This window comes from Hyphomicrobium sp. MC1 (assembly GCF_000253295.1).
GTDB lineage: Bacteria > Pseudomonadota > Alphaproteobacteria > Rhizobiales > Hyphomicrobiaceae > Hyphomicrobium_B.
The window spans coordinates 1,821,672-1,845,933 of record NC_015717.1 but is presented as its reverse complement, the minus strand read 5'-3'; the positions used below and the strand labels follow the sequence as shown (position 1 = coordinate 1,845,933).

Genomic DNA, 24,262 nt, shown 5'->3' with positions numbered 1-24,262 from the left:
CCCGCAGCTTGGCTCGCCTAGCGCGGCGGACGATGCTTATTGCCGCGACCTTAGGGCGCGGCCGCGAATTCGAACAACCGCAGGCCCCTTTCGACGATGCGACCAGCCCTCCTGAACCCGCTTTTCGCATCGGCACAGACGCTCGGCGGCATCGGCCCCCGCCTGATCCTGCTGCTGAAGAAGTGCCTGGCCCTGCCCCCCGGCATCAGCGAACCCAGGGTCATCGACGTACTGTGGCACATGCCGACCGGCGTCATCGACCGCCGCAGCCAGCCGCGCCTGACGGAGGCCATCCCCGGCACCATCGTCACCCTGGAACTCCGCGTGCTGAAACATAAGCCGTCGCCGCGCGGAAACACCAAGGCGCCCTACAAAGTGACCTGCGAGGACGAGACCGGTCGCATCGATCTGGTGTTCTTCCACGCCGAGCACAAGTTCATCGAGCGCCAGCTTCCCGTCGGCGAAATCCGTTTCGTCTCCGGACGTATCGAACGCTACGGCGAAAACCTACAGATGTCCCATCCCGATTACATCGTCTCGCCGGAAGCCCGCGACGAGATGCCGATGCTGGAGCCTGTCTATCCGCTCACCGCCGGCCTCTCCGGAAAGATCGCGTTGAAAGCCGCACGTCAGGCCGTCGATCGCGTCCCCGAATTTCCCGAATGGCAAGAGGCCCATTGGCTGAAGGCGCGCGACTGGCCGAACTTCAGGGACGCAATCTCCCGCGTCCATCGCCCCGGCGATGCGCAGGATGTTTCGAGCGGCGCAGCACCATGGCAGCGCCTCGCCTTCGACGAGCTTCTGGCCGGACAGCTCGCCTTCGCACTCGTCCGCCGCAACCTGAAGACCGAGCGCGGACGCCGGTTGTCGGGCAACGGCGAAATCCGCGCCAAAATCGCCGCCGCGCTTCCCTTCTCGCTGACCGGGTCACAGAAGAACGCGCTTGAAGAAATTTCGGCTGACCTCGCAGCTTCCCACCGCATGCTGCGTCTGCTGCAGGGTGACGTCGGCTCCGGCAAAACCGTCGTTGCGCTGATGACGATGGCGGTCGCAGTGGAAGCGGGCGCCCAGGCTGCGATGATGGCGCCGACGGAAGTTCTCGCCCGTCAGCATATCGACACCATCGCGCCGCTCGCTGACGCCGCCGGGCTGCGCCTTGCGCTTCTCACTGGCCGCGAAAAGGGCAAAGCCCGCGACGCGGTCATCTCGCGCTTGGCATCGGGCGAGATTGACATTCTCGTCGGCACGCACGCGCTGTTTCAATCCGATGTGATCTTCAAGGATCTCGCGGTTGCCGTCATCGACGAGCAGCATCGCTTCGGCGTCCACCAGCGCATGGCTTTGCAGTCGAAAGGCACGAATGGCGACACCAACGTCCTCGTCATGACCGCCACGCCCATTCCGCGCACACTGTTGATGACCCATTACGGCGACCTCGACGTCTCGAAGCTCACCGAGAAGCCTGCCGGACGCAAACCCGTCGTCACCAAGGCCGCGCCGCTCGAACTGCTCGAACGTCTGATCGACCGCATCCGCGTACAGCTTGAGGAAGGCGCGCAGGTCTATTGGGTCTGCCCGCTGATCGAAAGCTCCGAGCTGACCGATCTCGCCGCAGCGGAAGAACGCTATGCCTATCTCCGCCAACTCTTCGGCGACACGGTGGGCTTGCTCCACGGCGGCATGAGCGGAAAAGAGAAAGACGAGACGATGGCCGCGTTCGCCGCGAACCGGCTCAAAATTCTCGTCGCAACTACCGTTATCGAAGTCGGCGTCAACGTGCCGAACGCCAACATCATGGTGATCGAGCATGCCGAGCGCTTCGGCCTCGCCCAGTTGCACCAGTTGCGCGGACGCGTCGGCCGCGGTGCGCGGGAATCCTTCTGCATGCTGCTTTATAAATCGCCGCTCGGCGAGACCGCCGAAGCACGCCTCAAGATGATGGAAGAAACCGAAGACGGTTTCAAAATCGCGGAAAAGGATTTGGAGCTGCGCGGCGGCGGCGAAATTCTCGGTGCGCGCCAAAGCGGTGACCCGGGATTCCGTATCGCCGATGTTCCAGGACGCGATGCCCTCCTCGAAGCGGCACGCGACGACGCGGTGCTGATACTCGAAAAAGACCCGAACCTCGTCTCGCCGCGTGGCCAAGCGCTGCGCACGCTGCTCTACCTCTTCGAATGCGACGAAGCCGTCCGACTGTTTCGTGCTGCCTAGATCGGCCGAAGACACCCAAGCGCTCACCGCGTCCGAACGTTCAAGATCGTCATCAAAATTCCCCTCCCCCTTGCGGGGAGGGGTTAGGGGTGGGGGCTATCGGCTCTTGATCGCAGCCCCCCACCCGGCGCTTTGCGCCACCCTCCCCGCAAGGGGGAGGGTTAATCGGATATCTAAGCAGCCGGCTTGTCGCCACCGCGCCGGAAGCGTGATTTTTTCTTCGCGGCAGCCTCAGCAAGAAGCTTGAGCTTTTCCTGCTCGGTATTCGGCATGACGATGCCGCCCGATAGAATGATCTTGGCCGCTTCCTCGACCGTCATGTTCAGGAACACCACGTTCGAGCGCGGCACAAAACAGATGAAGCCCGTCGGCGGCACGATGCCGGTCGGCATGAAGACGGTCAACAGATCGCCCTCACCGCCGGGTTGCACGTCCTTGATCTCGCCGGTCGTCTCGCCCGTCACGAACACGAGGCTCCAGATCTCCTTCGAGGGGAATTCGATCATCCCCACCTTCTGAAAGCTTTGGCTCGGACCCGTCGTCGAGATCACGCTCTCAAAGATCTGCTTAAGCGCGCCGTAAACGTTACGGACGATCGGCGTGCGCGACATCATCAGTTCGCCGGAAGACACCAGCGCACGGCCGAGAAGGTTTGCAGCGAGCGCGCCGATGAGTGTCAAACCGAAAACGGCGATGACCAGCCCGAAGCCCGGAACCGGAAATGGCAAATAGGTGTCGGGATTGAACCAAGTCGGCAAGAGCGGCTTGATCCAGGCGTCGATCCAATGGATCACGCCCCACATCAGCCAAAGCGTAATGGTGACGGGGCCGACGATGACGAGGCCCGTCAGGAACGCGTTGCGAAAACGCGAGCCGAGCCGCCAGCCTGTTTTTCCGCTGTCGCTCGCAAGGCGCTTGAGGCCCGCTGTCAATTGCGCGTCGGACGGCGTAACGCCCATCACGCGACGGACATCGTGCTCAGGATCAACCGGGGGAGGAACCATTCTCTCCTACTCGAGCATCAAACCCGACGGAGGGACGGGCATCCCTCAGTTTGTCACGACCAGACAGTCAAGGCCACTGCTTCTGAGTTTGTTGCAGAGGCTTCGCGGCTCGGCTTGCGAAGCATAGCCGCCGATACGGACCCGATAGAAGGTGCCCATGCTGCCAATCACTGCGGAATCGACGACCGGCCGATGATTGCCAAGCTCCGCGCCGTGCTCCGCCATGAGCTTCTGAGCCAACGCATCGGCCTGAGCCTTCGAGCGCAGCGCCGCGATATGGATCTTGAACTTGCCCTTCGTCACGACAGGAGCAACAGGTTGCGCTTCTCGCGAATAGGATGCCTTCTCGGCGCGGATCACGTCATGTTGGCCGTGGTTTGCAACAGTCGTCGCACTGCTCCAGCTTGATGTCTCGGGCGCAACCGCAACGGTCGATGCCGTCGTCACGCCAGCCGGTGGCGGTGCTGCGGGCGCTGGCGCTGGCGTTGACGAGCCGCCGCCGCTGAATATGTTTGAGAAGAAACCGGACACATTGCCCGGAATGGCGGTGACCGTCTGAGTGAATGACGATCCTGTGCTTGGCGCTGCTGCGACAGGCGCGGGCTCCGGTTGTGACTGCGGCGCGGACGACTGTCCCCAGCCGAAGAAGCCCGCAATGCCCGATGACGCAGGCTTTGCCGGGGTCCCGGCGATATTGCCAGCAGCTGCAGACTGAAGTGTCGTTTCGCCGTTGACGGGCGAAGGTGTGCTCTCAGCCGACGCCGCGTCCGTATTGGCGGCTGCCTTCTGGGCATTGGCGGCCTCGGCGACGGCCGCGGCCGACAGCCCTGCGGAACCGGCGTTCGGTCCTGGCGCTGCATTCGCAGTCACATTCGACGCCGGTGCTGAAGCGACGGCAGGTGTGCCGATAACGCGCTGGTCGGGTCGGCTGCCGGTATCCGAAAGGCCGGCCATGCTGTAGGCCTCTGACCGCTCGGCCATCGCCGACTTCTGCTCATCGGGGCTCAATCCGTTTTTCAGCCAGATCGCGCTTGTGAGATCGGAAATCGCCAGACCTGCTTGATTGTCCTTTTTGTAGGCCCGGCCGCGTGTGAACATTGCCTTGGCCAATTCCGGCGACGACAGCTTGCCGGATTTAATCGCCACCGATAGCTGTTCGATCGACGGCTTGAATTTCCCGGCGGCATAAGCCTTGAGGCCGGCATCATAGGCTTTTTTGGCCGCTTCGGTCTCGGCAGCCTTCTGAGCGGCATCGCCACCCGCACCAGCCTGCGGACCTTGCGCCGACGGACCTGCAGGCCCGCTCGCTGCTTTTGCCTTACGCGCCTCGCCGATAGACGGCCAAACCGCAAGGGTGCTTGCAAATACGCACGCCACAGTAGCAGCGAGCGCCGCCTGGCGCGCGAGCACTTGGAATTGCGTCATCTCCCGTACCTTCCCCAATGGTCACGTTCTGAAGTGGCGTAACCCTCCCTTCGCGCTGATAATTGAACCAGCGGAACGAGGCGAATTAAGGGCCCCCACCCCCAATGCGCCGGCTTTGGGCTACTCCACCGTAACTGACTTCGCCAGATTCCTGGGTTGGTCAACGTCGGTCCCCATCAGCACCGCCGTCTGATAGGCGATGAGCTGAGTAGGAACAGCATAGATCATTGGCGCGACAAATGGGTCAACCTTTGGCATCGGGATATGCCCGGCAAGTTTACATCCGGCCTTATCCGGATCGGCATCCGAAATCAGGACGACCTGCCCGCCCCGCGCCGCAACCTCCTGAAGGTTCGAAACCGTTTTTTCGAACAGTTCGTCCTCCGGTGCCACCACGACGACCGGCACGCTTTCGTCGATCAGCGCGATGGGACCGTGCTTCAGCTCACCAGCGGCGTAGCCCTCGGCGTGGATGTAAGAAATTTCCTTGAGTTTCAACGCGCCTTCGAGGGCGATGGGGAAGCTCGACCCACGCCCCAGGTACAGCACATCGTCCGCTTTTGCCAGTTCGTGAGCGACGGCCAGGTAGGCCTCATCGCTCCTCAGAATGGACGCCACATGCCGGGGCACTTCCATCAAAGATTTGATGAGAGATGCCTCCTGCTCAGCCGTGATCGTGTTCCGCGCCCGGGCGATCGCAATTGCGAGACAAGCCAGAACCGAAAGCTGGCAAGTGAACGCTTTTGTCGACGCAACCCCGATTTCCGGCCCTGCCAGCGTCGGCAACGCGGCATGTGATTCGCGCGCGATCGTCGACGTCCGGACGTTCACGATGGACGCAATACGTTGGCCATTGGCCTTCGCGTACCGAAGCGTCGCGAGCGTATCAGCCGTCTCGCCGGATTGAGAAACGAAGACCGCCAGGCCGTTTTCCGGCAGCGGCGCCTCGCGATAACGCATTTCGGACGCGACATCGATATCGACCGGGACGCGCGCGAACCGCTCGATCCAGTATTTTGCGACGAGCCCGGCATAATAGGCCGTGCCGCACGCCGAGATCGTAACCCGGCTGATCGTCGATAGATCGACGCCGAGATCGGGAAAACGAACGCGCCCAGCCGTCATGTCGAGGTAATTCGCCAGCGTGTGCGAAATCACCTCCGGCTGCTCGTGAATTTCCTTCGCCATGAAATGGCGATAGTTGCCCTTGTCGATCAACAGAGAACTCGCAACGGCTTTGACGAGCGGCCGCTCAACGCGGACACCGTCGATATTGAAGATCTCGGCGCCCGAACGGCGCAGAACAGCCCAGTCGCCTTCCTCAAGATAAGTGATTGCATCCGTGAACGGTGCAAGGGCGATGGCGTCCGAACCGAGATACATTTCGCCGGAACCGTGCCCGATTGCGAGCGGCGAACCCTTTCGCGCCGCGATCATCAGATCCTCTTCGCCCGCGAAAATGATGCCGAGCGCAAAAGCCCCCTGCAAATGCTGCAAAGCATTGCGGACGGCCTCGATGGGCTTCGCACCTCGATCCATCTCTTCCGTGATGAGATGAACGACGGCTTCGGTGTCCGTGTCGGTCTCGAACTTGTGGCCCTTCGCCTCAAGCTGCGTCCGCAGCTCGCGGAAATTCTCGATGATGCCGTTATGGACGACAGACACTTTGCCCGTCATGTGCGGATGCGCATTGCGCTCCGTCGGACGTCCATGCGTCGCCCAGCGCGTATGGCCAATGCCTGTGCGACCCCCCAACGGCTCAGAGATCAGCCGCTTTTCGAGATTGCGAAGTTTGCCCTCGGCACGCCGGCGCTCAATACCTGTGCCTTCGACCGTCGCGATGCCGGCCGAATCATATCCACGGTATTCGAGCCGCCGCAGGGCATCGACCAGATTGGTCGAAACCGACGATTTCCCGAGAATTCCGACGATCCCACACATTGGACCGGTCCCCCGAATGCGCTTCCCCGTATCCGACGATGAAGCCGGTTAAGGACGTTCTCAAATCACAGTATATTTCAAAGCGTCGCACCTGACGAACGCACGCAAATTCCGAAACTGGTTAACAGTTACTTTTTTTGCGCTGCTTTGCGACGGGACATCATGATGCGGAATTTCTCTGCCCACCCCGGTCGCTCCTCCTGCACGTTCCGCTCCAGCGCCAGCGCGCCGGGGCTGACATCCTTGGTGATGACACTTCCTGAACCGATGTAGGCGCCCTTCCCGATCTTTACCGGCGCCACAAGCGACGAATTCGACCCAACGAACGCTTCCTCTCCGATCTCCGTCAGCTGCTTGTTAAAGCCATCGTAGTTGCAGAAGATCGTGCCTGCGCCGATGTTCGCCCCCGCGCCGACGCTACCATCGCCCAGATAAGAGAGATGATTTGCTTTGGCTCCTGCCCCGAGCGTCACATTCTTGACCTCGACGAAATTGCCGATGTGAACATTCTCACCGAGACGTGCTCCCGGCCTCAGCCGTGCGAATGGGCCAAGTCTGGCACCCTTGCCGACGACTGCCCCTTCGACATGGCAAAACCCCAGTATTTCGGCACCTTCTTCGACAGTGACGCCTGGCCCAAATATGACATTCGGCTCAATCCTGACGTCGCCCGCGATCCTGGTGTCGAAACTCAGCCAAACCGTCTCCGGCGCAATCATCGTCACGCCGTCGCGCATGAACTTCGAACGCATACGCCGCTGCCATATCGCTTCAGCCTGCGCGAGTTGCTCTCGGCTATTGACGCCAACGACATCGTGCTCGTCGCATACGACAACCGTCGCACGCACACCGGCCTCGCGACCGACCGCCACGGCGTCTGTGAGATAGAATTCGCCCTTCGCATTGTCGCAGCCGATGCGCGCCAGCAGACCGGCAAGATCCGGCACTCGAAAGGCCATGACACCTGAGTTGCAGAGATCGATATTTCGCTCCGCATCGCTCGCGTCCTTCTCCTCACGGATCGCTGTCAATGCGCCAGTATCGTCGAGCAGCAACCGGCCGTAGCCCGTGGGGTCCTTCGGTCGAAAGCCCAGCACCGAAATCCCAGCACCACCATCCAGAGCATCGCGCATCTCGGCGATCACTTCCGGCCGGACGAGCGGCGTATCGGCAAACAGCACGATAACGTCGAGGCCTTTGCTATCCAGAAACGCAGGTTTGGCCGCCAGCACAGCATCCGCCGTCCCGCGTTGGTTCGCCTGCTCGAATATCTGAACATCCGGGACGAGCCGTTTCGCTTCTGCAGCAACGGCCTCAGCACCGAGAGCTACCACGACAGCAAATCTGCCGCCGGTCGAGGACGCCGTTCCAAGAACGTGCGCCAACATCGACTGCCCGGCAATCTTGTGAAGCACCTTTGGCAGCGACGACTTCATCCGTGTGCCCTTGCCAGCGGCAAGCACGACATAGAGACAGGGCCGGGGACTCATGGATGACCTTGCGTTTCAACTACAGCCTGGGTCTGAACGCGAACGCCAAGATGCCCGCGCGCACAGCCCGCTCCTGCCATACCGCCTGCCCTCCATGCGCTGCAAGGCCTGCATCCGCAACCGCTTCAGTCGCCTTGGAAAGATGGCTTGACCAAATGCCGCCACAGCCGCTTTGCCGTGGTTTTACTGACGGATAGCCGATCTGCAGCATCTCGGCCTTCGTCCACAGCTTCGCGCATGTTTCCCCCGCCATGCCATTGCGGCAGCCGCAAGGCCGAACCAACCTCATCCACGTAGTGAAAATGATTCGGGGAAGCTCCGGCCACACGGAGCACCCGCAAGGCAGTAGGACGACACACGCCATGACGAAGCCCGCAACCGATAAGCCGATGCGCCCGAAAGCCAACGCTTCGCCCTATTCGGCCGCTTGGGCCGTACTCGGTGTTGCAGGCCTCGGATATCTTGGCATCGCTTTTTTTGCGCCGCAGCTCCTTCCCGATCTGTCGCATGGCCGTCAGCACGCAGCCGAGACGACCGTCATGAAGGTCTCCGCGGACGTCGAGACCCTGAAAGCGTCGCTGAGCAAGATCGAAAGCGATATTTCGATGGTCAAAGCCGATGTCGCGACGCAAGCGACCCACACCGAGCAACTGAGTTCGCAAGTGGCAGCGCTTGACGACAAGATCCGCGTTGCCCAGGCGCCGGCTGTCACGACCACCGCATCGGCCGACCAGCCCACAGGCACGGACGCCGCCCCGGTCGATGACGCAGATGGCGGCCCTGCTCCGCCGAAGATCATCAACTCGACGCCACGCGTCGGCGCGCCGATCGAAACCGGCAGCGTTGATAAGAAGTCCGCAAACAAGCCGATTTCGTTCGGTCCGGCCGTCGTGAAACCGGCACCGCACCCCTACGGCATCCAGATCGCAACCGATCCTTCGATCGACGGTCTACGGATCACTTGGGGAGCTCTGTCGCAAATTCACCCCGAGCAGCTCAGCCAATTGAAAGCCCGCTATGCCGACGTTGGTACCGCGGGCAATCCGAATTACGGTTTGATTGCCGGACCGGTAAAGTCGAAGGCTGAAGCACGTAAGCTCTGCAAAGAGCTTCTGGCACAATCGATCAGCTGCAAGGTCAGCGATTATCGCGGCAACGTGCTCTAAAACTCGTCTACAAGAAAGCGGCGGGCTTTCTCTATTTGGTTGCCCGCACACAAAAAAAGGGGCCGTCCGGGACGGCCCTTTTTCATGCGCTCGGCGAGTTACGGGCTGGCCGTGTTGAACGTATCGCACGCATCCATGCGACCCGACTCCAGACCGGCTTTGAACCAGTGGACGCGCTGTGCTGCCGTGCCGTGCGTGAATGCATCGGGCACGACGCGACCCGTCATCCGTTTCTGGATCATATCATCACCGATCTGAGACGCAGCGTTGAGCGCCTCTTCGACGTCGCCCGGCTGTAATCGCTTCTTCATCTGATCGTTGAGATTGGCCCACACACCGGCCAGGCAGTCCGCTTGCAGTTCGGTCCGAACCTGAATCTGGTTGGCCGTCGCTTCGTCGCCTGCGCGCTCCTTCAGCTCCTGCACCTTCTGCAAAATGCCGAGCTGGTTCTGGACGTGGTGACCAACCTCGTGCGCGATGACGTAAGCCTGCGCAAAATCTCCGGCCACGTTGAAGCGGCGCTTCAGCTCATCATAGAACGCAAGGTCGATGTAGACCTTCTGATCGAGCGGGCAATAGAACGGTCCCATCGCCGTCTGGCCGACGCCACACTGCGTGCGCGTGGCACCATTATAAATGACCAGCTTGGGATCGGGATAATTGCGGCCGAAGCTCTTGAACACCGACGTCCAGACATCCTCGGTATCGGCCAGAACCTTGCCGATAAACTCCTTCTCGGCATCGTCGTTGTTGGCTGTCTTCGACTGCGATCCCGGTAAACCCGGAATGTTCGACGGCGAACGATCGGGCCGCTCTGTCGTCTGCGGCAGTCGCGGCATCTGAATCTGGCTATTCGGTCCAAGCAGAACGTCGAGCGGGTTGATGCCGAAGAACAGCATCACCGCACCGATGATCAGCAGCGTCGTGATGCTGAACCCACCGCGGCCGATCGGAATTTGAATGCCATTGCCGCCCGGAAACTGAAAACCGCCACCGCCGCCGTCTTGACCGCGACGGTCCTCGATATTGCTGCTTTCCCGGTCGTTTTGATCGTAGCGCATCGCGGACCTTCATCATGACAATTGCATTACGATCCGGCAGCCGAATATCAGCGCAGAGCGCAATACTTTGCACCCATACTGCACGGGGAAATAGCCTTTACAAGGGCCTCCTTGGCGGCCCCGGCCGCGCCGTGCGACTAGGATTGCGGTTCCTCGCCGCGAACACGCTTCGTCTTCGAAACACCGGGCAGCGCCAGTAGTTCTGGCATTGCAGCAAGGCCTTTTGTCTTCGCCAGCGGCCGCAGAAGCCCGCGAACGGCGCGTGAGGCAGCGACCGTTCCCTGATCTGCATATGCCTCGTGATTGCGCTCGATCTCTGCAAGATCGTAGCGATAGTTGACCATCAGGCCGTGCGCCTCACGCAGCCCCTTTTCGGATGTATCGCCCAGCCAGTTCAGCCGTTCGAGCCGCGCGCCGTTTCCGAGATGAAAGCGCGCAACCTGATCGACGGGGCGTTCATCGCTCGAGCGCGCAGAGAGATAATAATAGGCGGCAAGCCCCATCAGCGCCGACTTCAGTTCGTCCGTGCCGGGTGCATCCTTGACGGCATCCTCGACCCAGCGCGGATCGCGCAGGCGCGTGAGCGCCTTGCGGTCCTCGGCGCTGACCGGCACGTCGCTGCCGCTTGCCAGCGCACGATCGACCCAACGCGCGAAACTCGGCGCCGGCGATAGCGTCACGAACGTCTTCAATGTCGAAACATCCCTCGCCAGGTCTTCGACCACCTGCTTCAGAAGGAAGTTGCCGAACGAGACGCCTTTGAGGCCCTCCTGGCAGTTTGAGATCGAATAGAACACCGCCGTCGTCGGTGGCGCATCATCGTCGGTTGAACGGCCGTCGAGCACGGTCGAGATCGCATCGGGCGTATCGCGCATCAGCGCGACTTCGACGAAGATCAGCGGCTCATCGACCAGCGCCGGATGAAAGAACGCAAAGCAACGCCGGTCCTTCGGATCGAGACGGCGGCGCAAGTCATCCCAGCCGCGAATTTCGTGCACCGCTTCGTATTGAATGATCTTTTCCAGGATCGCCGCGGGCGTTTGCCAGTCGATGCGGCGAAGCACGAGAAAGCCGCGGTTGAACCATGAGCCGAGCAGTCGTTCGAGATCGCGATCAACGGCAGCCAGCCCCTCGTCCGACTTGATATGACGAACAAGGTCAGCCCGCAGCGCCACAATTTCAGCCGTTGCTCCCGGCGCCAGGTTGAGCCGCCGGAAAAATTCCAGTCTCGGGCTGTAGGAGGCTCTCTGCAGCCGCCCGAGCGTTTTCTCCGATGGGTTGTCGAGGTAATTCCGCGCCGCTTCGGCGACGTCGGCGGCGTCAGGTTGCAGGTCCTCGGCGAGAAAATGATAGAACGCCAGCCGCTCTTCGCTGCTCGCCTTTTTGAGCTGATTGAGGAGCTGCCGCGCGATTGCAACGCCTGAGGCTTCGCCCCGTCCCGACATCAGCGCCCGCGACAGAACCTCGATCGATTCACCGGCGCTGTCGCGGAACAGCGCTTTCGGCAGCAGCGCCCGCCCCTGCTCGGCAACTGTGGCCATCAATTCCTGAAAGAACGAGACGTTGACGCGGTCTGCCATGGGTGTGGATCGGGCTCCTGTCGTTAACGTTTGCTTAACCGTATCGGTCGAGCATCCCGTCGTTGCTTGTATAGGGCATTTTCCCCATGACCGATCGCTTTTCAACCGGCTCACCGTCGTCGAGTCTCGGCGCGGCAAATAACGACACCGGCCGCGTGGCCTTTTGCGGTCCGTATGTGCTCTCCGCGATCACCGGCTACGGCATTTCGAAGATCGAAGATGTTATTCGCGAAGGTCGCGAGTTGCCTCCGCACCGCAAGCCGGTCGTGCGCGGAACCTATTCCGACGAGGTCGAAGCCGCGCTCGCCTATTTCGGTTACCGCATGGAGCTGAAAGAAAGCCACATGCACCGCGCCAGGAAAGAACGGCCGACGTTCTGGACGTGGATGCAAAAACCCAGAAGTGCCTGGGCCTATTACATTTTGGCCATTCACAAGGGTAAGGAAGGCCACTGGATTCTGGTGAAGGGCGTCAAGATGTGCGACACCTTCACCGAGGGCAAATGGACGTTCGTGGTCGACGGCCCCCATCGCGGCTGCCGGATCATGGAAATATTCGAAGTGCGCAAGGCCCACGACGCCTGACTTCCCTCCTGAACCGCCGGTTTCCTTCCATGAACGCCGCCTGAACCTACGCGTCAGGGCTTATTCAAACCTTTGAGCCTATGGTCCTTCCAACACTGGTTGTGGGGGACTTGGCAAAGGAGAAAGGCCGTGTCCGAATTTCTGCGTTCAGGCGCCATCATGCTGATGGCCGTCGCGGTAATGGCTGCAGGCGTTATCGTCTTTTTCTACGGTTGAGCCGCAGCACTTGATATGGCGCAAGACAGGCGCCCGAAACGTCTTGTCGCGACCTGCAAGTTACGCCACTTAAAGGGGGGCCTTTCCGGGCCCCTTTTTCATTGGCGACACGCGGCACCTCTTGGCTGATATCTCATATTCTCTCATCAAAGATGCGCAGGCGCGCCTGACCGATTACCTGACGCCGTCGATCCGGCTCGGCGTGACGGGCCTGTCCCGCGCCGGCAAGACGGTCTTCATTACGGCGCTCGTCCGTAATCTCGTCAGCGGCGGCCGCCTGCCCTTTTTCGCCGCCGACGCCGAGCACCGCATCGTCCGCGCCTACCTCGAACCCCAGCCCGACGACAGCATTCCGCGCTTCGACTATGAGGCGCATCTGGCGGACCTGCTCGCAACACCGCCGCGCTGGCCCGAAAGCACCAGGCGCATCTCGGAGTTGCGCGTCACCATCGAATACCGCTCGGCTTACGCTCTTAAGCGCCTCGCCGGATATTCGAAGCTGCACGTCGATATCGTCGATTACCCCGGCGAATGGCTGATCGACCTGCCGATGCTGGAGCAGGACTTCCGCGCTTTCTCGGCTGGTGCCCTGGCACTCGCGCGTTCGCCGTCGCGCGCCGAGTATGCCAAGCCGTTTCTGGATTTTCTCGCCGGCACCGATCCGGCCGCCGCCGAAGACGAGCAGATCGCCATCACCGGCGCAAAGCTCTTCACGGCTTACCTGCGCGCCATGCGCGACAGCGGCGCCCAATCGACACTCGCCCCCGGCCGCTTCCTGCTGCCGGGCGAACTCGACGGCTCACCCCTGCTGACGTTCTTTCCGATGCCGCTGACGTCTGAAGAACGCCCGCCCCGTGGCTCTCTCGCCGCGATGATGATGCGCCGCTTCGAGAGCTATAAATCATCTGTCGTCAAACCGTTCTTCAATGATCACTTCGCCCGGCTCGACCGCCAGATCGTGCTGGTCGATGTGCTGACAGCGCTGCATCGCGGAGCCGACGCCGTCGGCGATCTCGAACGCGCTATGACCGATATTTTGCGCGCGTTCCGCCCAGGCGCCAACTCGTGGCTTTCGATGTTCCTCGGACGGCGTATCGACCGCGTCCTGTTCGCGGCGACAAAGGCCGACCACCTGCCCGCCTCCAGTCACGACCGGCTCGAAGCCATCCTGAAAGAAATCGTCGACGAAGCAGTGAAGCGCGCCCAGACCGAAGGTGCGGGCGTTCATGCGCTTGCGTTGTCAGCCCTGCGCGCCACCCGCGAAGCAACCGCCAAGCAAGGCGGCGAAAGCCTACCCTGTCTGCGCGGCACACCGATCAAAGGCGAACGCATCGGCACCGTGACGTTCGACGGAACGGCCGAAGCCGCAATCTTTCCGGGCGACCTTCCCGCCGACCCGGCCGCTGCGCTGAACGCGGCGCGCCACGCAAAATCGGCCTCTCTTGAACTCGTCCGCTTCGCACCGCCGAAGCTCATCGATACACTGCCCGACGGCAAACCAGCCGCATTCCCGCATATCCGGTTGGACCGCGCACTCGATTTCCTGATCTCGGACTATCTCTCATGAGCTTCGAGGACAACGCTCCGCCGCCGCGAAAACCCCGTGTCTTCAAGGCAGACGACATCACCGAAGATACGGACTTCACCGCCGACGACATTCGCGACGGCGGCGCCGTGACGTCGCGGCGTTCGGACGTTCCCGCGCGGCGTTTGTCGGTCAACGATATCAATCGTGGCTTCCGCTTCGGCAGCGTCATGCTTTCGGCAATGGCGGCGCTAGCATCGATTGCGGCAGGACTCTGGTTCACGCGCTTCGTTTCCATCGCGCTCGAACGCCAGGACTGGATCGGCTGGGTCGCCTTCGGCCTCATGGTCATTATTGGACTGGCGTTGCTCGGCATCGTTCTGCGCGAACTCCTCGGGTTCCGCCGCCTTGCACGCCTCGCAAAACTGCGTTCCCTCGTCCGCGCGACGCTCGCCAAGCCCGATGTCGCGGCCGAACGCAAAGCCGTCTCTGCCTTGCTCGCCCATTACCGCGGCCGTCCCGATCTTTCCTGGGGTTTGGCGCGGGTCAAAGACCATTCCGGCGATGTTCTAGAGCCCGGCGAATTGCTTCGCCTATCGGATCGCGAGCTGCTGCGTCCGCTCGACGGCGAAGCCCGCAAGGTCATCCTGGCATCCGCGAAACGCGTCGCAACCGTGACCGCGCTTTCTCCCATCATGGGGATTGCGATGGGCTACGTGCTTGTCGAGAACGTTCGCATGTTCCGCGCGATCGCAAGTCTTTATGGCGGACGCCCGGGTCTTCTTGGCGCCCTCCGCCTCGGACGCAACGTCATCGGCCACATCATCGCGACCGGCGGCATCGCCATGACGGATGACTTGCTCGGCCAATTCGTCGGACAAGATGTGCTGCGGCGACTGTCGCGGCGTCTCGGCGAAGGCGCGTTCAATGGTGCGCTCACCTCACGCCTGGGCGTAGTTGCCGTCGAGGTGATCCGGCCGCTCCCCTACCTCGACTCCGAACCCCTACGCGTGCGCGAGATCTTCAACGAATTGGTCCGTTCGCTGCGTGGCGCTGACAAGCAGGCCGAAGGCTAGGCAAGAGCATCTGCGAGAGGACGGCTCGCTAGGCCGCTGCAGCGTCCGGCAGCGGACTGAGTGCGCCGGGCGTCGTCATCTTCCGTTCCCAATCGCGCGACCTGTGCCCGGCATCGACCAAAACCGGCGGCGGCCTGCGGTCTTCATTCGTCGCCAGCGCCCACCGCTCGATGGGACCGGCACGGCGTGACGTCAGCCAGCTTACCGGTCCTGCCAGAATGAGCCCGCCGATCACCGGCGACATCCAGGCGAGAAGCGCCGGGGAAACCGTGTATGTGATGGCCCCGACGATGCCGCCGATGGCCGTCTGCCAGCGCGCAAACCACATCGCATCGTCAAACGTGATCGCACCATCGTTGCGCTTCTGCGGCTTCCATCCGGAATCCCGTCCGGCGAGGATTTCGGCGGCGCCGACTGTCTGCGTCACCATGAAGATCGGCGCGATGAGCATCGAATAGACCGTCTCGATCAGCACCCCGATTGTCACCCGAATGGCGCCAAAGAAATTCCGCTCCTTGCGCATCTGCTTCCAGGCGAGCAGCAGGCCGAGGGCCTTAGGCAATAGAACAACGACCATCGTACCCATGAACAGACGCAACGCAGCGCCGGGATCGATCGTCGGCCAGATTGGAAACAACGTCTTGTCGTCGCGGAAGTAGCTCGGAATCATCTGCTGGCCTTGCAGCGCCAGCACGACACCGACGATGAGCGACATCGCCCAGACGCCCGAAATCAGATAGGAAGCCGCCCCCATGCCGAGATGCAGGCGGCCCATCGGCGTCAGCCCCGGCTGCGAAACGATGGCCAGATGCTGGAGGTTGCCCTGCGCCCAGCGCCGGTCGCGCGCCACCACATCGATGATGTTCGGCGGCATGCCTTCGTAAGACCCTTCGAGCGATGGCATCATGTGCACGCCATAGCCCGCGCGCTGCAGCAAAACCGCCTCGACGAAATCATGGCTCATGATGTGACCACCGAACGGCTTGCGCCCGGGAAGGTCAGGCAGCCCAGCCGCCGAGGCAAACGCCGCCGTGCGAATGATCGCGTTATGGCCCCAGTAGTTGCCCTGGTCGCGATGCCAGAACGCAATGCCCGCGGCTACCGCCGGACCGTAGGTGTTGCACGCGAATTGCTGCAGGCGCTGCAGAAGCGTCTCACCACCAACCAGACGCGGGACGGTCTGAATGAGGCCTGCCTTGGGATCGCCTTCCATCGCAGCGGCCAGCGAAACGAGCGTGCCGCCCGACATCACGCTGTCGCCATCGAGAATAATGAAAGACTCATAAGAGGCCCCGAAACGCTCGACCCAGTCGGAGATGTTTCCAGCCTTGCGCGCCGTGTTCTTCATCCGGCGGCGATAGTAAACCGACGCGATATCGTCGAGTTCGAGCGCAAGCGCCCGATAGACGGCCGCCTCTTTCGCGCCATCCTCGTCGCCACGCGTATCGGAAAGCACAAACACGTCGAAATTGTCATTGCGGCCGAGGTCTGCGAGTTCACGCACCATCGCTTCGATCGCACCCGCGATCCGCGCGGGGTCTTCGTGATAAACCGGAAACAGTAACGCCGTGCGCCCGGTCAGTGGCGACGACGGTGGCGGCGGCTCGATGGTATCGGGCTGCTCGCCGATGAACAGCGGCAGAAATCCCAACGCCGCGCTCAGGCTGCCGATGGCGATCCATCCGAACGCGATCGTCGACAGAATGAGAAAGAGAAACTGGACCGGCGTGATGACGACGAACGACAGGATGCTGAACAGCTCGTGCCCAAAGGCGGCGGTCAGCACTGCAGCGCCAGCAAAGATCGCCGTACGCGGCACCCAATATCCGCGCCGCCGAACTTCAGTGCTCGCGTGCGCCGGCGTGGAAAAATCCTGCGTCGGCATATCGAGCGGCGCCGTCGGCGGCAAATGCCGCCACGGTCCCGCGTCGGGCGATGTTTTGGAATACGATGTGACTTCCGGCATCTCGCCTATGAAGTTCTCGTTTACGGCTTTGTCCATCGATAGAGCCAGGTCTCCGAGACGGGTTGATCGCCTGCCTTCAGAACGCAACGAAGTTCGATGAGTTCATTGTCGCCCGTGGCCAGATTAAACGAGACACGAACGCCGGAGATTTCAGGATTTCGCTGGACATTGATGTTGGAAATTTGACCAGCGCTCGCAGACAAATCCACGGCTGGCAGATCCTTCGCGTCCTTGACCGACGGTCCTGCCAGATCGATGACGAAAACAATGATGCCTGGCTTTTTGCCATTTCCCACACGCGTCTTGACGACGCGGGCGCCGGCCCAGGCTTCCGGGACATCCCTGCCCCAGTAGATCTTGTAGTTAAAGAGATGCGGACCGCCAGCTGCCAATTGCTTTGATGGTTTCCAATAGGCGGCGATATTATCGTGAATCTCATCTTCGATGGGGATCTCGACAAGCTCGACGAACCCTTCCCCCCACGGACCTTCCGGCTCGACCCAGACCGAAGGCCGACGCTCGAAATGACTTTCGAGGTCTTCGTAGTTGTGGAAGTCGCGGTCGCGCTGCCAAAGCCCGAAGCCCTTCGGGTCCTTGTCCATGAAGGCGCTGAGTTGCAGGGTCTTCGGATTGTTTAACGGCCGCCACAGCCGCTCGCCGCCACCATTGATCATGGCGAGCCCTTCACTGTCGTGAACAGCGGGGCGAATGTCTTCGACCCGCCGCTGGCTCGACTGTCCATGGAAGAACATGCTCGTGAGCGGACCAATCCCGACATGGCTCAGGGCAACACGCGGATACAAAGTTGCCTCAACATCCATAACCGTCGTCTCTCCCGGCGAGATCGCAAACCGGTAGGCGCCGGTCGTCGACTGACTGTCGAGTAACGCATGGATGACCAGTTCGGTTGCGATCGGCTTCGGCCGTTCAATCCAAAAGCTACGGAAAAATGGGAACTCTTCGCCGCCAGGCTGCGCGGTATTGAGCGCCAGGCCGCGAGCCGATGCACCGTAGACCTGCCCACGGCCCACGGCTCGGAAGTAGCTCGCGCCTTGGAAGACCGTGTACTCATCGAAAGCGTCGGACCGGTTGATCGGCCCGTGGATACGAAACCCGGAAAATCCGAACGGCGCCGCATCGGGGCCCGGACCAATCAGCGGCCCAAACGAAAACAGCTTGTTGTCCGCAACCAGTCGAACCGCCTTACCGGCGTCGACGATCCACAGATCGACCGGAACGTCATAGAGCCAGCCCATGGCAAACGGCTGGATCTGGAAATCGAGATGATCCCCTTTCCAGATCGCCTTCTCCGGCCGGAAGCGGATATCGCGGTACTGGCTGTAGCTCAGCTTATTGAACGGCGGCGGCAGATCCATCGTCGGCTTGACGAACGGCTGGTCCGAAAGCCGCTTGGCCTCGGTTTTTACCGTCGTCGTTCCGAAGGTCGTCCCCTGCTGGCTCTGTTGTGGCGCCGGCGACGCCCCATCCGCATAGGCATCCGTTACAGCCAACGCCATCTTGGCGAGGCCCATGGCAAAAGTTCCTGCGACCGCCTTCTCAAGCAGTACCCGGCGATCGACGATTTTTCCTGTCATTTCCGATATCAGCCAAACCTCGAGGCGCGCACGTTCCAGCCGCAACGCTATCGCGAGACAGCACTGACGAACAGTCCACGACTGCTATCCACCGATTGTGGCAGATTTTCCACTCGCGAGACGTTGGCGTGTGACTTTCTCGTCAACGAATTATGAAGTTAGCAACCCGCCATTCGTTGCATTCTACCGGGCAAAACCACCAATAAAATCCCCTCGAAGGATTTTCCTCGTCAACCGTCTGCGGCCATAGGTTGCTCATACCCAGCCTTTGGCTACGGCAGTCCCAGACGTCAGACGCGGATGCCTACATCGGGAAAGCCCTCTGGTCGACGTCCCTGCTGGTCCGCAAGCAGGTCGATTTCCTCAGACAGTTTTTTTGTCACTGTCCACATCGCGTTGTTCGCGCTTCCGCCGATTTACGACCCTGCGGTGGTGGGCTTAAAGGTCCCCGCAGCCGGATCAGCCGAAGCTGGACTCGCTTTTTTGGGGTGGATAAACGGCAAAGCGCTCATCGACGTCAGCCTGCTTGCTCGACGCCATGCAGGACTGATTTCGCCACGCGTTCAGACGCACCGATCCCTTCCAGGGCCAGCGCAATGAACGCTTCGTGCTCGCGAGTTAGGCAACCCAGCCGGAAATGGTTGTCGTGACACACCTGTCGGCGCTTTTGGTAATAATCTCGGCCTTTGCATCTCGACGATGTCCTCAAAATCGGTCAAAGAATGGACATGCGGACGCCGTTTATCCACATGGCGACCACATGAATCACCAGTGATTTTTCCTTCCCCGCCGGCATGACGAGGAAGTCACTTCGTCCGAATTTAGGTCGGCCCGTGACCGCCGTGTGGCAGCATCAACGCTCGTGACTTTTCCGTCACAAATCCCCGCAATTCCACAGCGGAACGCCCGTCCACTATTCCCCGACCGAATCAGATCTGCTTAAAACATAACCCTGAGCGGTGATTCGGGGGGAAACCCGTTGGCCGCAAAGACGGGTTTGAGGACGGGTAAAATAACACCACGGAAAGAAGAGTGTTGGGCCGGGCGCTGGCGCTCCTGCCTGTCATTCCTCAAGTCGAAGCAGACGGGAGTAGTTCTATGAACAAGTACAGTCTGAGTGCCCTGGCGGCGGCAGGCCTGATTGCGGGCAGCCTGTCAACCGGCAGTGCATCGGCAGCTGATCTCGGGGGGAACTGCTGCGCAGACCTCGAGGAGCGCATCGCAGAATTGGAAGCGACGACGGCACGCAAGGGCAACCGCAAGGTCTCGCTCACCGTGTCGGGCTGGGTTGGACAGCAGGTTATGTGGTGGGACGACGGCTCTGAGTCGAACGCCTACGTCACAGACCTCGGCTCAACGCTCGGCAGTCACGTGAAGTTCACCGGCCAGGCGACGATCATGCCGGGCTGGACAGCGGGTTACGTTCTGCACATCGAAGCCATCGGCTCCGACAGCTTGACGACCAGCCAAAGCCAGCCTGACGGCAAGAACGCTCTGACCGGCACGTCTAACGGCGTCTCGACGCTGCAGTCGTTCTGGTTCATCAAGAGCGACCAGCTGGGTAAGGTCTCGGTCGGTAAGCAGTCCGACGCGGCTGACAACGCAGCAATCCTCGTTGACGGTTCGGGCTCGCTCGTCCCCGCCAACTGGGTGGCGTTCGACGTCAACAGCTTCGGCATCCGCACCAACAGCGGCGCTCTGTTCGGCCACTGGGGCGGCGACTACTGCCAGAGCGCAGGCGGCGCCTGGGGTGACTGCTTCGGCGTTCCGCGCAACGTCGTTCGTTACGACTCGCCGAGCTTCGGCGGCTTCTCGGTGTCCGCATCGTGGGGTGAAGACGACATCTGGGCCATCACCACGCGTTACGCCGGTGAATGGGCAGATTTCAAAGTTGCGGGCGTTGCGTCTTACGCTGAAAGCACCGACGAGGCCCTCAACGGCTTCTCGGGTGGTTTCGTGAATAACGCGACCCAGCGCTACTTCCAGGCTGGCGCATATGTCGAGCACATCCCGACGGGCCTGTTCGCATACGGTGCTTATGGCCACGACGACTATGACTTCGCTGGCTCGGGTCAGTCGGAGACGTGGTACGGCAAGGGCGGTATCCGCCAGCGCTGGACGCCGCTTGGCCACACGATCCTGTACGGCGAATACGAGAACATCAAAGGCTCGGGCGTCTTCTCCCAGTCGGAGAACCTGCTCGGTGGCCTCGATGCAACCCACGATCGCACGCAAGTCATCGGTGGTGGCGTTGTCCAGGAAATCGACTCGGCTGCCATGTCGATCTGGGTGAAGTACCGTCACCTCGATTACAGCGACAACAACGATCTCGGCATTGGCTACAAAGACTTCCAGTACGTTGGCATGGGCGCTTTGATCAACTTCTGATCCCCGGCCAAAGCCACAAAATCGAAATTGAAGGCCGCCCTCGCCGGGCGGCCTTTTTATTTGTGTGCATATGAATTCCCTGATGCGTGGAAAACCCACAGTGCGTCTTCCATGGCCCGCACAAAAATAATGCCTTCAAAAACAGCTATTTAGGCTAGTTTTCGAGCATCTGCCCAACAATCCGGCTAGTTGCCCCTGCGCCACATTGTCGGATTCGTCGCGGTCGTTTCGCAAACCGCAATTGTTGCCAACCCACGAATCACGGACTTTCCCGGCAAGCGGCGAAGTCACTTGGTAGGTGTTCCGCCGTGGATCGCTTTTGATGCGGCCGACAATACGGCGAACGCCAAGTACCGCGTCTACTACTAGAAGTGATTGAAGACGGGAGAAGGTAGAATGAGGAAGATGAGGGTAGGCGCTTTGGTCGCTGCAGGCGTCCTCGCTGGCGGTTTCGCCGCGACGAACGCTTCTGCGGCAGACTTGGGCGGCAACTGCTGCGCAGATCTAGAAGAGCGCATTGCAGAACTGGAAGCGACCACGGCGCGCAAGGGCAACCGCAAGGTCTCGCTCACGGTGTCGGGTTGGGTTGGCCAGCAGGTCATGTGGTGGGACGACGGCGCTGAGTCGAATGCCTACGTCACGGACTTGGGCTCCACGCTCGGCAGCCACGTGAAGTTCACCGGCCAGGCAACAATCCTGCCGGGCTGGACAGCGGGTTACGTTCTGCACATCGAAGCCATCGGCTCCGACAGCTTGACGACCAGCCAAAGCCAGCCTGATGGCGTTAACGCTCTGACCGGCACGCACAACGGCGTCTCGACGCTGCAGTCGTTCTGGTTCATCAAGAGCGACCAGCTGGGTAAGGTCTCGGTCGGTAAGCAGTCCGACGCAGCTGACAACTCAGCGATCTTGGTTGACGGTTCGGGCTCGCTCGTTCCTGCCAACTGGGTGGCGTTCGACGTCAACAGCTTCGGCATTCGCACCAACACTGGTGGCCTTTTTGGACACTGGGGCGGCGACTACTGCCAGAGCGCAGGCGGCGCCTGGGGTGACTGCTTCGGCGTTCCGCGCAACGTCGTTCGTTACGACTCGCCGACCTTTGGCGGCTTCTCGGTGTCCGCATCGTGGGGTGAAGACGACATCTGGGCCATCACCACGCGTTACGCCGGTGAATGGCATGACTTCAAGGTTGCTGCCGTTGCGTCTTACGCTGAAAGCACCGACGAGGCCCTCAACGGCTTCTCTGGTGGTTTCGTGAACAACGCGACCCAGCAGTACTTCCAGGCTGGCGCATATGTCGAACACATCCCGACGGGCCTGTTCGCATACGGTGCTTATGGCCACGACACCTACGACTTCAGCGGCTCTGGCCAGTCTGAGACCTACTACCTGAAGGGCGGTATCCGTCAACGTTGGGTTCCGCTCGGCCACACGGTGCTCTACGGCGAGTACGAGCACATCAAGGGCTCGGGTGTCTTCTCGCAGTCTGAGAACTTGGGCCTCCTCGGCGCGACCGAAGATACCACGAAGGTCTGGGGTCTCGGCGTGGTTCAGGAAATCGACGCGGCTGCCATGTCGATCTGGGTTAAGTATCGTCACCTCGACTATGACGATAACAACACCCAGGGTCTTGCCTACGACAACTTCGACTACGTCGGTATGGGCGCTCTGATCAACTTCTGATCTGAAGCCAGACGATCGAAATACGAGAAGCCGCCCCTTTGGGCGGCTTCTTTGCGTCAGAACGTGCTTGCGGCGCTCCGCTCATTGTCTCGACGCCCCAAAACACCTAGTTTCGCCCCATGTTCCAGGCCTTCTTCACCGAGCTGCGCACAGCCAAACTGCCGGTCACGCTCAAGGAATATCTGACCCTTCTCGATGCCGTACGCTCGGGCATCGCAGGCGGCCACGTCGAAGATTTCTATTATCTGGCGCGCGCCACGCTCATTAAGGACGAGCGCAATCTCGACCGCTTCGATCAGATCTTCGCCCATGTCTTCAAGGGCCTCGAAAGCCTGCCCGACGCCGCCGAAGCCGAGATTCCGGAAGAATGGCTACGCCGCGTGAGCACGCTTCACCTCTCAGAAGAAGACAAGAAGCGCATCGAAGCGCTCGGCGGCTGGGACAAGATCATGGAGGAGCTGAAGAAGCGCCTCGCCGAGCAGAAAGAACGCCACCAGGGCGGCAACAAATGGATCGGCACCGGCGGCACGTCGCCCTTTGGCGCGTATGGCTACAATCCGGCTGGCGTCCGTATCGGCCAGAAGGAAAGCCGCCATCGCCGCGCGATCAAAGTCTGGGACAAGCGCGAGTTCAAGGACTTGGCCGGTACGGCGGAAATCGGCACACGCACGATCAAGGTTGCCCTACGCCGCTTGCGCCAGTTCGCCAGAACGGGCGCTGCGTCCGAACTGGACCTCGACGGCACCATCCGCGGCACCGCCGAAAAGGGCTACCTCGATATTCGCATGCGGGCCGAGCGGCATAACACCGTCAAGCTCCTCATGTTCTTCGACATCGGCGGCTCGATGGACGATCACATCAAGGAAGTCGAAGAACTGTTCTCAGCGGCCCGCTCGGAGTTCAAGCATCTCGAATACTATTACTTCCACAACTGCCTCTATGAAGGCGTCTGGAGGGATAACGCCCGTCGCTACACCAACAAGATCGACACTTGGCAGGTCCTGCACACTTATCCGGCCGACTACAAAGTGATCTTTATCGGCGATGCCTCGATGAACCCCTACGAGATCACCGTTGCCGGCGGCTCTGTCGAGCACATGAACGAAGAACCGGGTGCGGTCTGGTTGAAACGCGTTGCTGACATCTACAAGCACACGATCTGGCTCAATCCTGTGGATCCAAGCCACTGGGATTGGACACCCTCGATCGGCATCGTGAGCAAGCTGCTTGGCGGACGCATGTATCCGTTGACGCTCGACGGCCTTGACGCCGGTATGCGCGCCCTGATGCGCTGACGCCCCGTTTCGGCCCAACTCGTGGCCGATGACCCTTAAAGTTGTATTGCGACTCG

Annotated in this window: 16 protein-coding genes; 8 read left to right on the top strand and 8 right to left on the bottom strand. The window is 61.0% G+C overall.

Features of this window, described 5'->3' with window-relative positions:
• The first annotated feature begins 96 nt into the window (after window positions 1–96).
• The gene (gene recG, locus HYPMC_RS08865) at window positions 97–2,211 is read left to right on the top strand and encodes an ATP-dependent DNA helicase RecG (protein ID WP_013947559.1); all 2,115 of its coding nucleotides are present in this window, start codon (window positions 97–99) and stop codon (window positions 2,209–2,211) included.
• Between the two features lie 173 nt (window positions 2,212–2,384).
• On the opposite strand, the gene HYPMC_RS08860 is transcribed toward recG, so the two are convergent.
• From HYPMC_RS08860 to glmU, 4 genes are all read right to left on the bottom strand, one after another.
• Window positions 2,385–3,215 (bottom strand): DUF502 domain-containing protein, encoded by an 831-nt coding sequence (locus tag HYPMC_RS08860; protein WP_013947558.1) that lies wholly within the window; start codon window positions 3,213–3,215, stop codon window positions 2,385–2,387.
• Between the two features lie 45 nt (window positions 3,216–3,260).
• Window positions 3,261–4,640: an SPOR domain-containing protein gene (locus HYPMC_RS08855; RefSeq protein ID WP_013947557.1), complete on the bottom strand. Its 1,380-nt coding sequence runs from the start codon at window positions 4,638–4,640 to the stop codon at window positions 3,261–3,263.
• 120 nt (window positions 4,641–4,760) lie between these two features.
• Window positions 4,761–6,581, bottom strand: coding sequence for a glutamine--fructose-6-phosphate transaminase (isomerizing) (glmS, locus tag HYPMC_RS08850; protein ID WP_013947556.1), 1,821 nt, complete (start codon window positions 6,579–6,581; stop codon window positions 4,761–4,763).
• A gap of 128 nt (window positions 6,582–6,709) precedes the next feature.
• A complete protein-coding gene (glmU, locus tag HYPMC_RS08845) occupies window positions 6,710–8,071 on the bottom strand; it encodes a bifunctional UDP-N-acetylglucosamine diphosphorylase/glucosamine-1-phosphate N-acetyltransferase GlmU (RefSeq protein ID WP_013947555.1) in 1,362 nt (453 codons plus the stop codon).
• Window positions 8,072–8,433: 362 nt separating this feature from the next.
• Here glmU and HYPMC_RS08835 point away from each other — a divergent pair, with 362 nt between their 5' ends.
• Window positions 8,434–9,237 carry an SPOR domain-containing protein gene (locus HYPMC_RS08835; RefSeq protein ID WP_013947553.1) on the top strand — a complete coding sequence of 268 codons (804 nt, stop codon included), beginning with the start codon at window positions 8,434–8,436 and terminating at the stop codon, window positions 9,235–9,237.
• Window positions 9,238–9,335: 98 nt separating this feature from the next.
• Here HYPMC_RS08835 and HYPMC_RS08830 read toward each other — a convergent pair whose 3' ends face one another.
• Window positions 9,336–10,298, bottom strand: a complete 963-nt coding sequence (locus tag HYPMC_RS08830; RefSeq protein ID WP_013947552.1) for a neutral zinc metallopeptidase — start codon at window positions 10,296–10,298, stop codon at window positions 9,336–9,338.
• 137 nt (window positions 10,299–10,435) lie between these two features.
• Window positions 10,436–11,878, bottom strand: a complete 1,443-nt coding sequence (locus HYPMC_RS08825; RefSeq protein ID WP_013947551.1) for a malonyl-CoA decarboxylase — start codon at window positions 11,876–11,878, stop codon at window positions 10,436–10,438.
• 86 nt (window positions 11,879–11,964) lie between these two features.
• On the opposite strand from HYPMC_RS08825, the gene HYPMC_RS08820 reads away from it, so the two are divergent.
• The 3 genes from HYPMC_RS08820 to HYPMC_RS08810 all read left to right on the top strand — a co-directional run bounded on the left by HYPMC_RS08820 (window position 11,965) and on the right by HYPMC_RS08810 (window position 15,279).
• Window positions 11,965–12,462: a hypothetical protein gene (locus HYPMC_RS08820; protein ID WP_013947550.1), complete on the top strand. Its 498-nt coding sequence runs from the start codon at window positions 11,965–11,967 to the stop codon at window positions 12,460–12,462.
• A gap of 337 nt (window positions 12,463–12,799) precedes the next feature.
• Complete coding sequence (locus HYPMC_RS08815; protein ID WP_013947549.1) at window positions 12,800–14,245, top strand: YcjX family protein; 1,446 nt, start codon at window positions 12,800–12,802, stop codon at window positions 14,243–14,245.
• Window positions 14,242–15,279, top strand: a complete 1,038-nt coding sequence (locus tag HYPMC_RS08810; RefSeq protein WP_013947548.1) for a YcjF family protein — start codon at window positions 14,242–14,244, stop codon at window positions 15,277–15,279. The genes HYPMC_RS08815 and HYPMC_RS08810 overlap by 4 nt, the downstream gene beginning before the upstream one ends.
• A 28-nt stretch (window positions 15,280–15,307) precedes the next feature.
• Here the strand turns inward: HYPMC_RS08810 and mdoH are convergent, their stop codons facing one another.
• Window positions 15,308–17,281 carry a glucans biosynthesis glucosyltransferase MdoH gene (gene mdoH / locus HYPMC_RS08805; protein ID WP_013947547.1) on the bottom strand — a complete coding sequence of 658 codons (1,974 nt, stop codon included), beginning with the start codon at window positions 17,279–17,281 and terminating at the stop codon, window positions 15,308–15,310.
• Window positions 17,266–18,840 carry a glucan biosynthesis protein gene (locus HYPMC_RS08800; RefSeq protein WP_013947546.1) on the bottom strand — a complete coding sequence of 525 codons (1,575 nt, stop codon included), beginning with the start codon at window positions 18,838–18,840 and terminating at the stop codon, window positions 17,266–17,268. The genes mdoH and HYPMC_RS08800 overlap by 16 nt, the downstream gene beginning before the upstream one ends.
• A gap of 1,098 nt (window positions 18,841–19,938) precedes the next feature.
• Here HYPMC_RS08800 and HYPMC_RS08790 point away from each other — a divergent pair.
• The 3 genes from HYPMC_RS08790 (at window position 19,939) to HYPMC_RS08775 (ending at window position 24,206) form a co-directional block, all read left to right on the top strand.
• Window positions 19,939–21,228, top strand: coding sequence for a porin (locus HYPMC_RS08790; protein ID WP_013947544.1), 1,290 nt, complete (start codon window positions 19,939–19,941; stop codon window positions 21,226–21,228).
• A 396-nt stretch (window positions 21,229–21,624) separates the two neighbouring features.
• On the top strand, window positions 21,625–22,911 hold the full coding sequence (locus tag HYPMC_RS08780) for a porin (protein WP_013947542.1): 1,287 nt from the start codon (window positions 21,625–21,627) through the stop codon (window positions 22,909–22,911).
• A gap of 119 nt (window positions 22,912–23,030) precedes the next feature.
• Window positions 23,031–24,206, top strand: a complete 1,176-nt coding sequence (locus HYPMC_RS08775; RefSeq protein ID WP_013947541.1) for a VWA domain-containing protein — start codon at window positions 23,031–23,033, stop codon at window positions 24,204–24,206.
• The last annotated feature ends 56 nt before the right edge of the window (window positions 24,207–24,262 follow it).

Excerpts from the sequence above, each read along its gene's own strand:
- recG (WP_013947559.1), top strand. The coding sequence starts at position 97 with ATGCGACCAGCCCTCCTGAACCCGCTTTTCGCATCGGCACAGACGCTC.
- HYPMC_RS08860 (WP_013947558.1), bottom strand. The coding sequence starts at position 3,215 with ATGGTTCCTCCCCCGGTTGATCCTGAGCACGATGTCCGTCGCGTGATG.
- HYPMC_RS08855 (WP_013947557.1), bottom strand. The coding sequence starts at position 4,640 with ATGACGCAATTCCAAGTGCTCGCGCGCCAGGCGGCGCTCGCTGCTACT.
- glmS (WP_013947556.1), bottom strand. The coding sequence starts at position 6,581 with ATGTGTGGGATCGTCGGAATTCTCGGGAAATCGTCGGTTTCGACCAAT.
- glmU (WP_013947555.1), bottom strand. The coding sequence starts at position 8,071 with ATGAGTCCCCGGCCCTGTCTCTATGTCGTGCTTGCCGCTGGCAAGGGC.
- HYPMC_RS08835 (WP_013947553.1), top strand. The coding sequence starts at position 8,434 with ATGACGAAGCCCGCAACCGATAAGCCGATGCGCCCGAAAGCCAACGCT.
- HYPMC_RS08830 (WP_013947552.1), bottom strand. The coding sequence starts at position 10,298 with ATGCGCTACGATCAAAACGACCGGGAAAGCAGCAATATCGAGGACCGT.
- HYPMC_RS08825 (WP_013947551.1), bottom strand. The coding sequence starts at position 11,878 with ATGGCAGACCGCGTCAACGTCTCGTTCTTTCAGGAATTGATGGCCACA.
- HYPMC_RS08820 (WP_013947550.1), top strand. The coding sequence starts at position 11,965 with ATGACCGATCGCTTTTCAACCGGCTCACCGTCGTCGAGTCTCGGCGCG.
- HYPMC_RS08810 (WP_013947548.1), top strand. The coding sequence starts at position 14,242 with ATGAGCTTCGAGGACAACGCTCCGCCGCCGCGAAAACCCCGTGTCTTC.
- mdoH (WP_013947547.1), bottom strand. The coding sequence starts at position 17,281 with ATGGACAAAGCCGTAAACGAGAACTTCATAGGCGAGATGCCGGAAGTC.
- HYPMC_RS08800 (WP_013947546.1), bottom strand. The coding sequence starts at position 18,840 with ATGACAGGAAAAATCGTCGATCGCCGGGTACTGCTTGAGAAGGCGGTC.
- HYPMC_RS08790 (WP_013947544.1), top strand. The coding sequence starts at position 19,939 with ATGAACAAGTACAGTCTGAGTGCCCTGGCGGCGGCAGGCCTGATTGCG.
- HYPMC_RS08780 (WP_013947542.1), top strand. The coding sequence starts at position 21,625 with ATGAGGAAGATGAGGGTAGGCGCTTTGGTCGCTGCAGGCGTCCTCGCT.
- HYPMC_RS08775 (WP_013947541.1), top strand. The coding sequence starts at position 23,031 with ATGTTCCAGGCCTTCTTCACCGAGCTGCGCACAGCCAAACTGCCGGTC.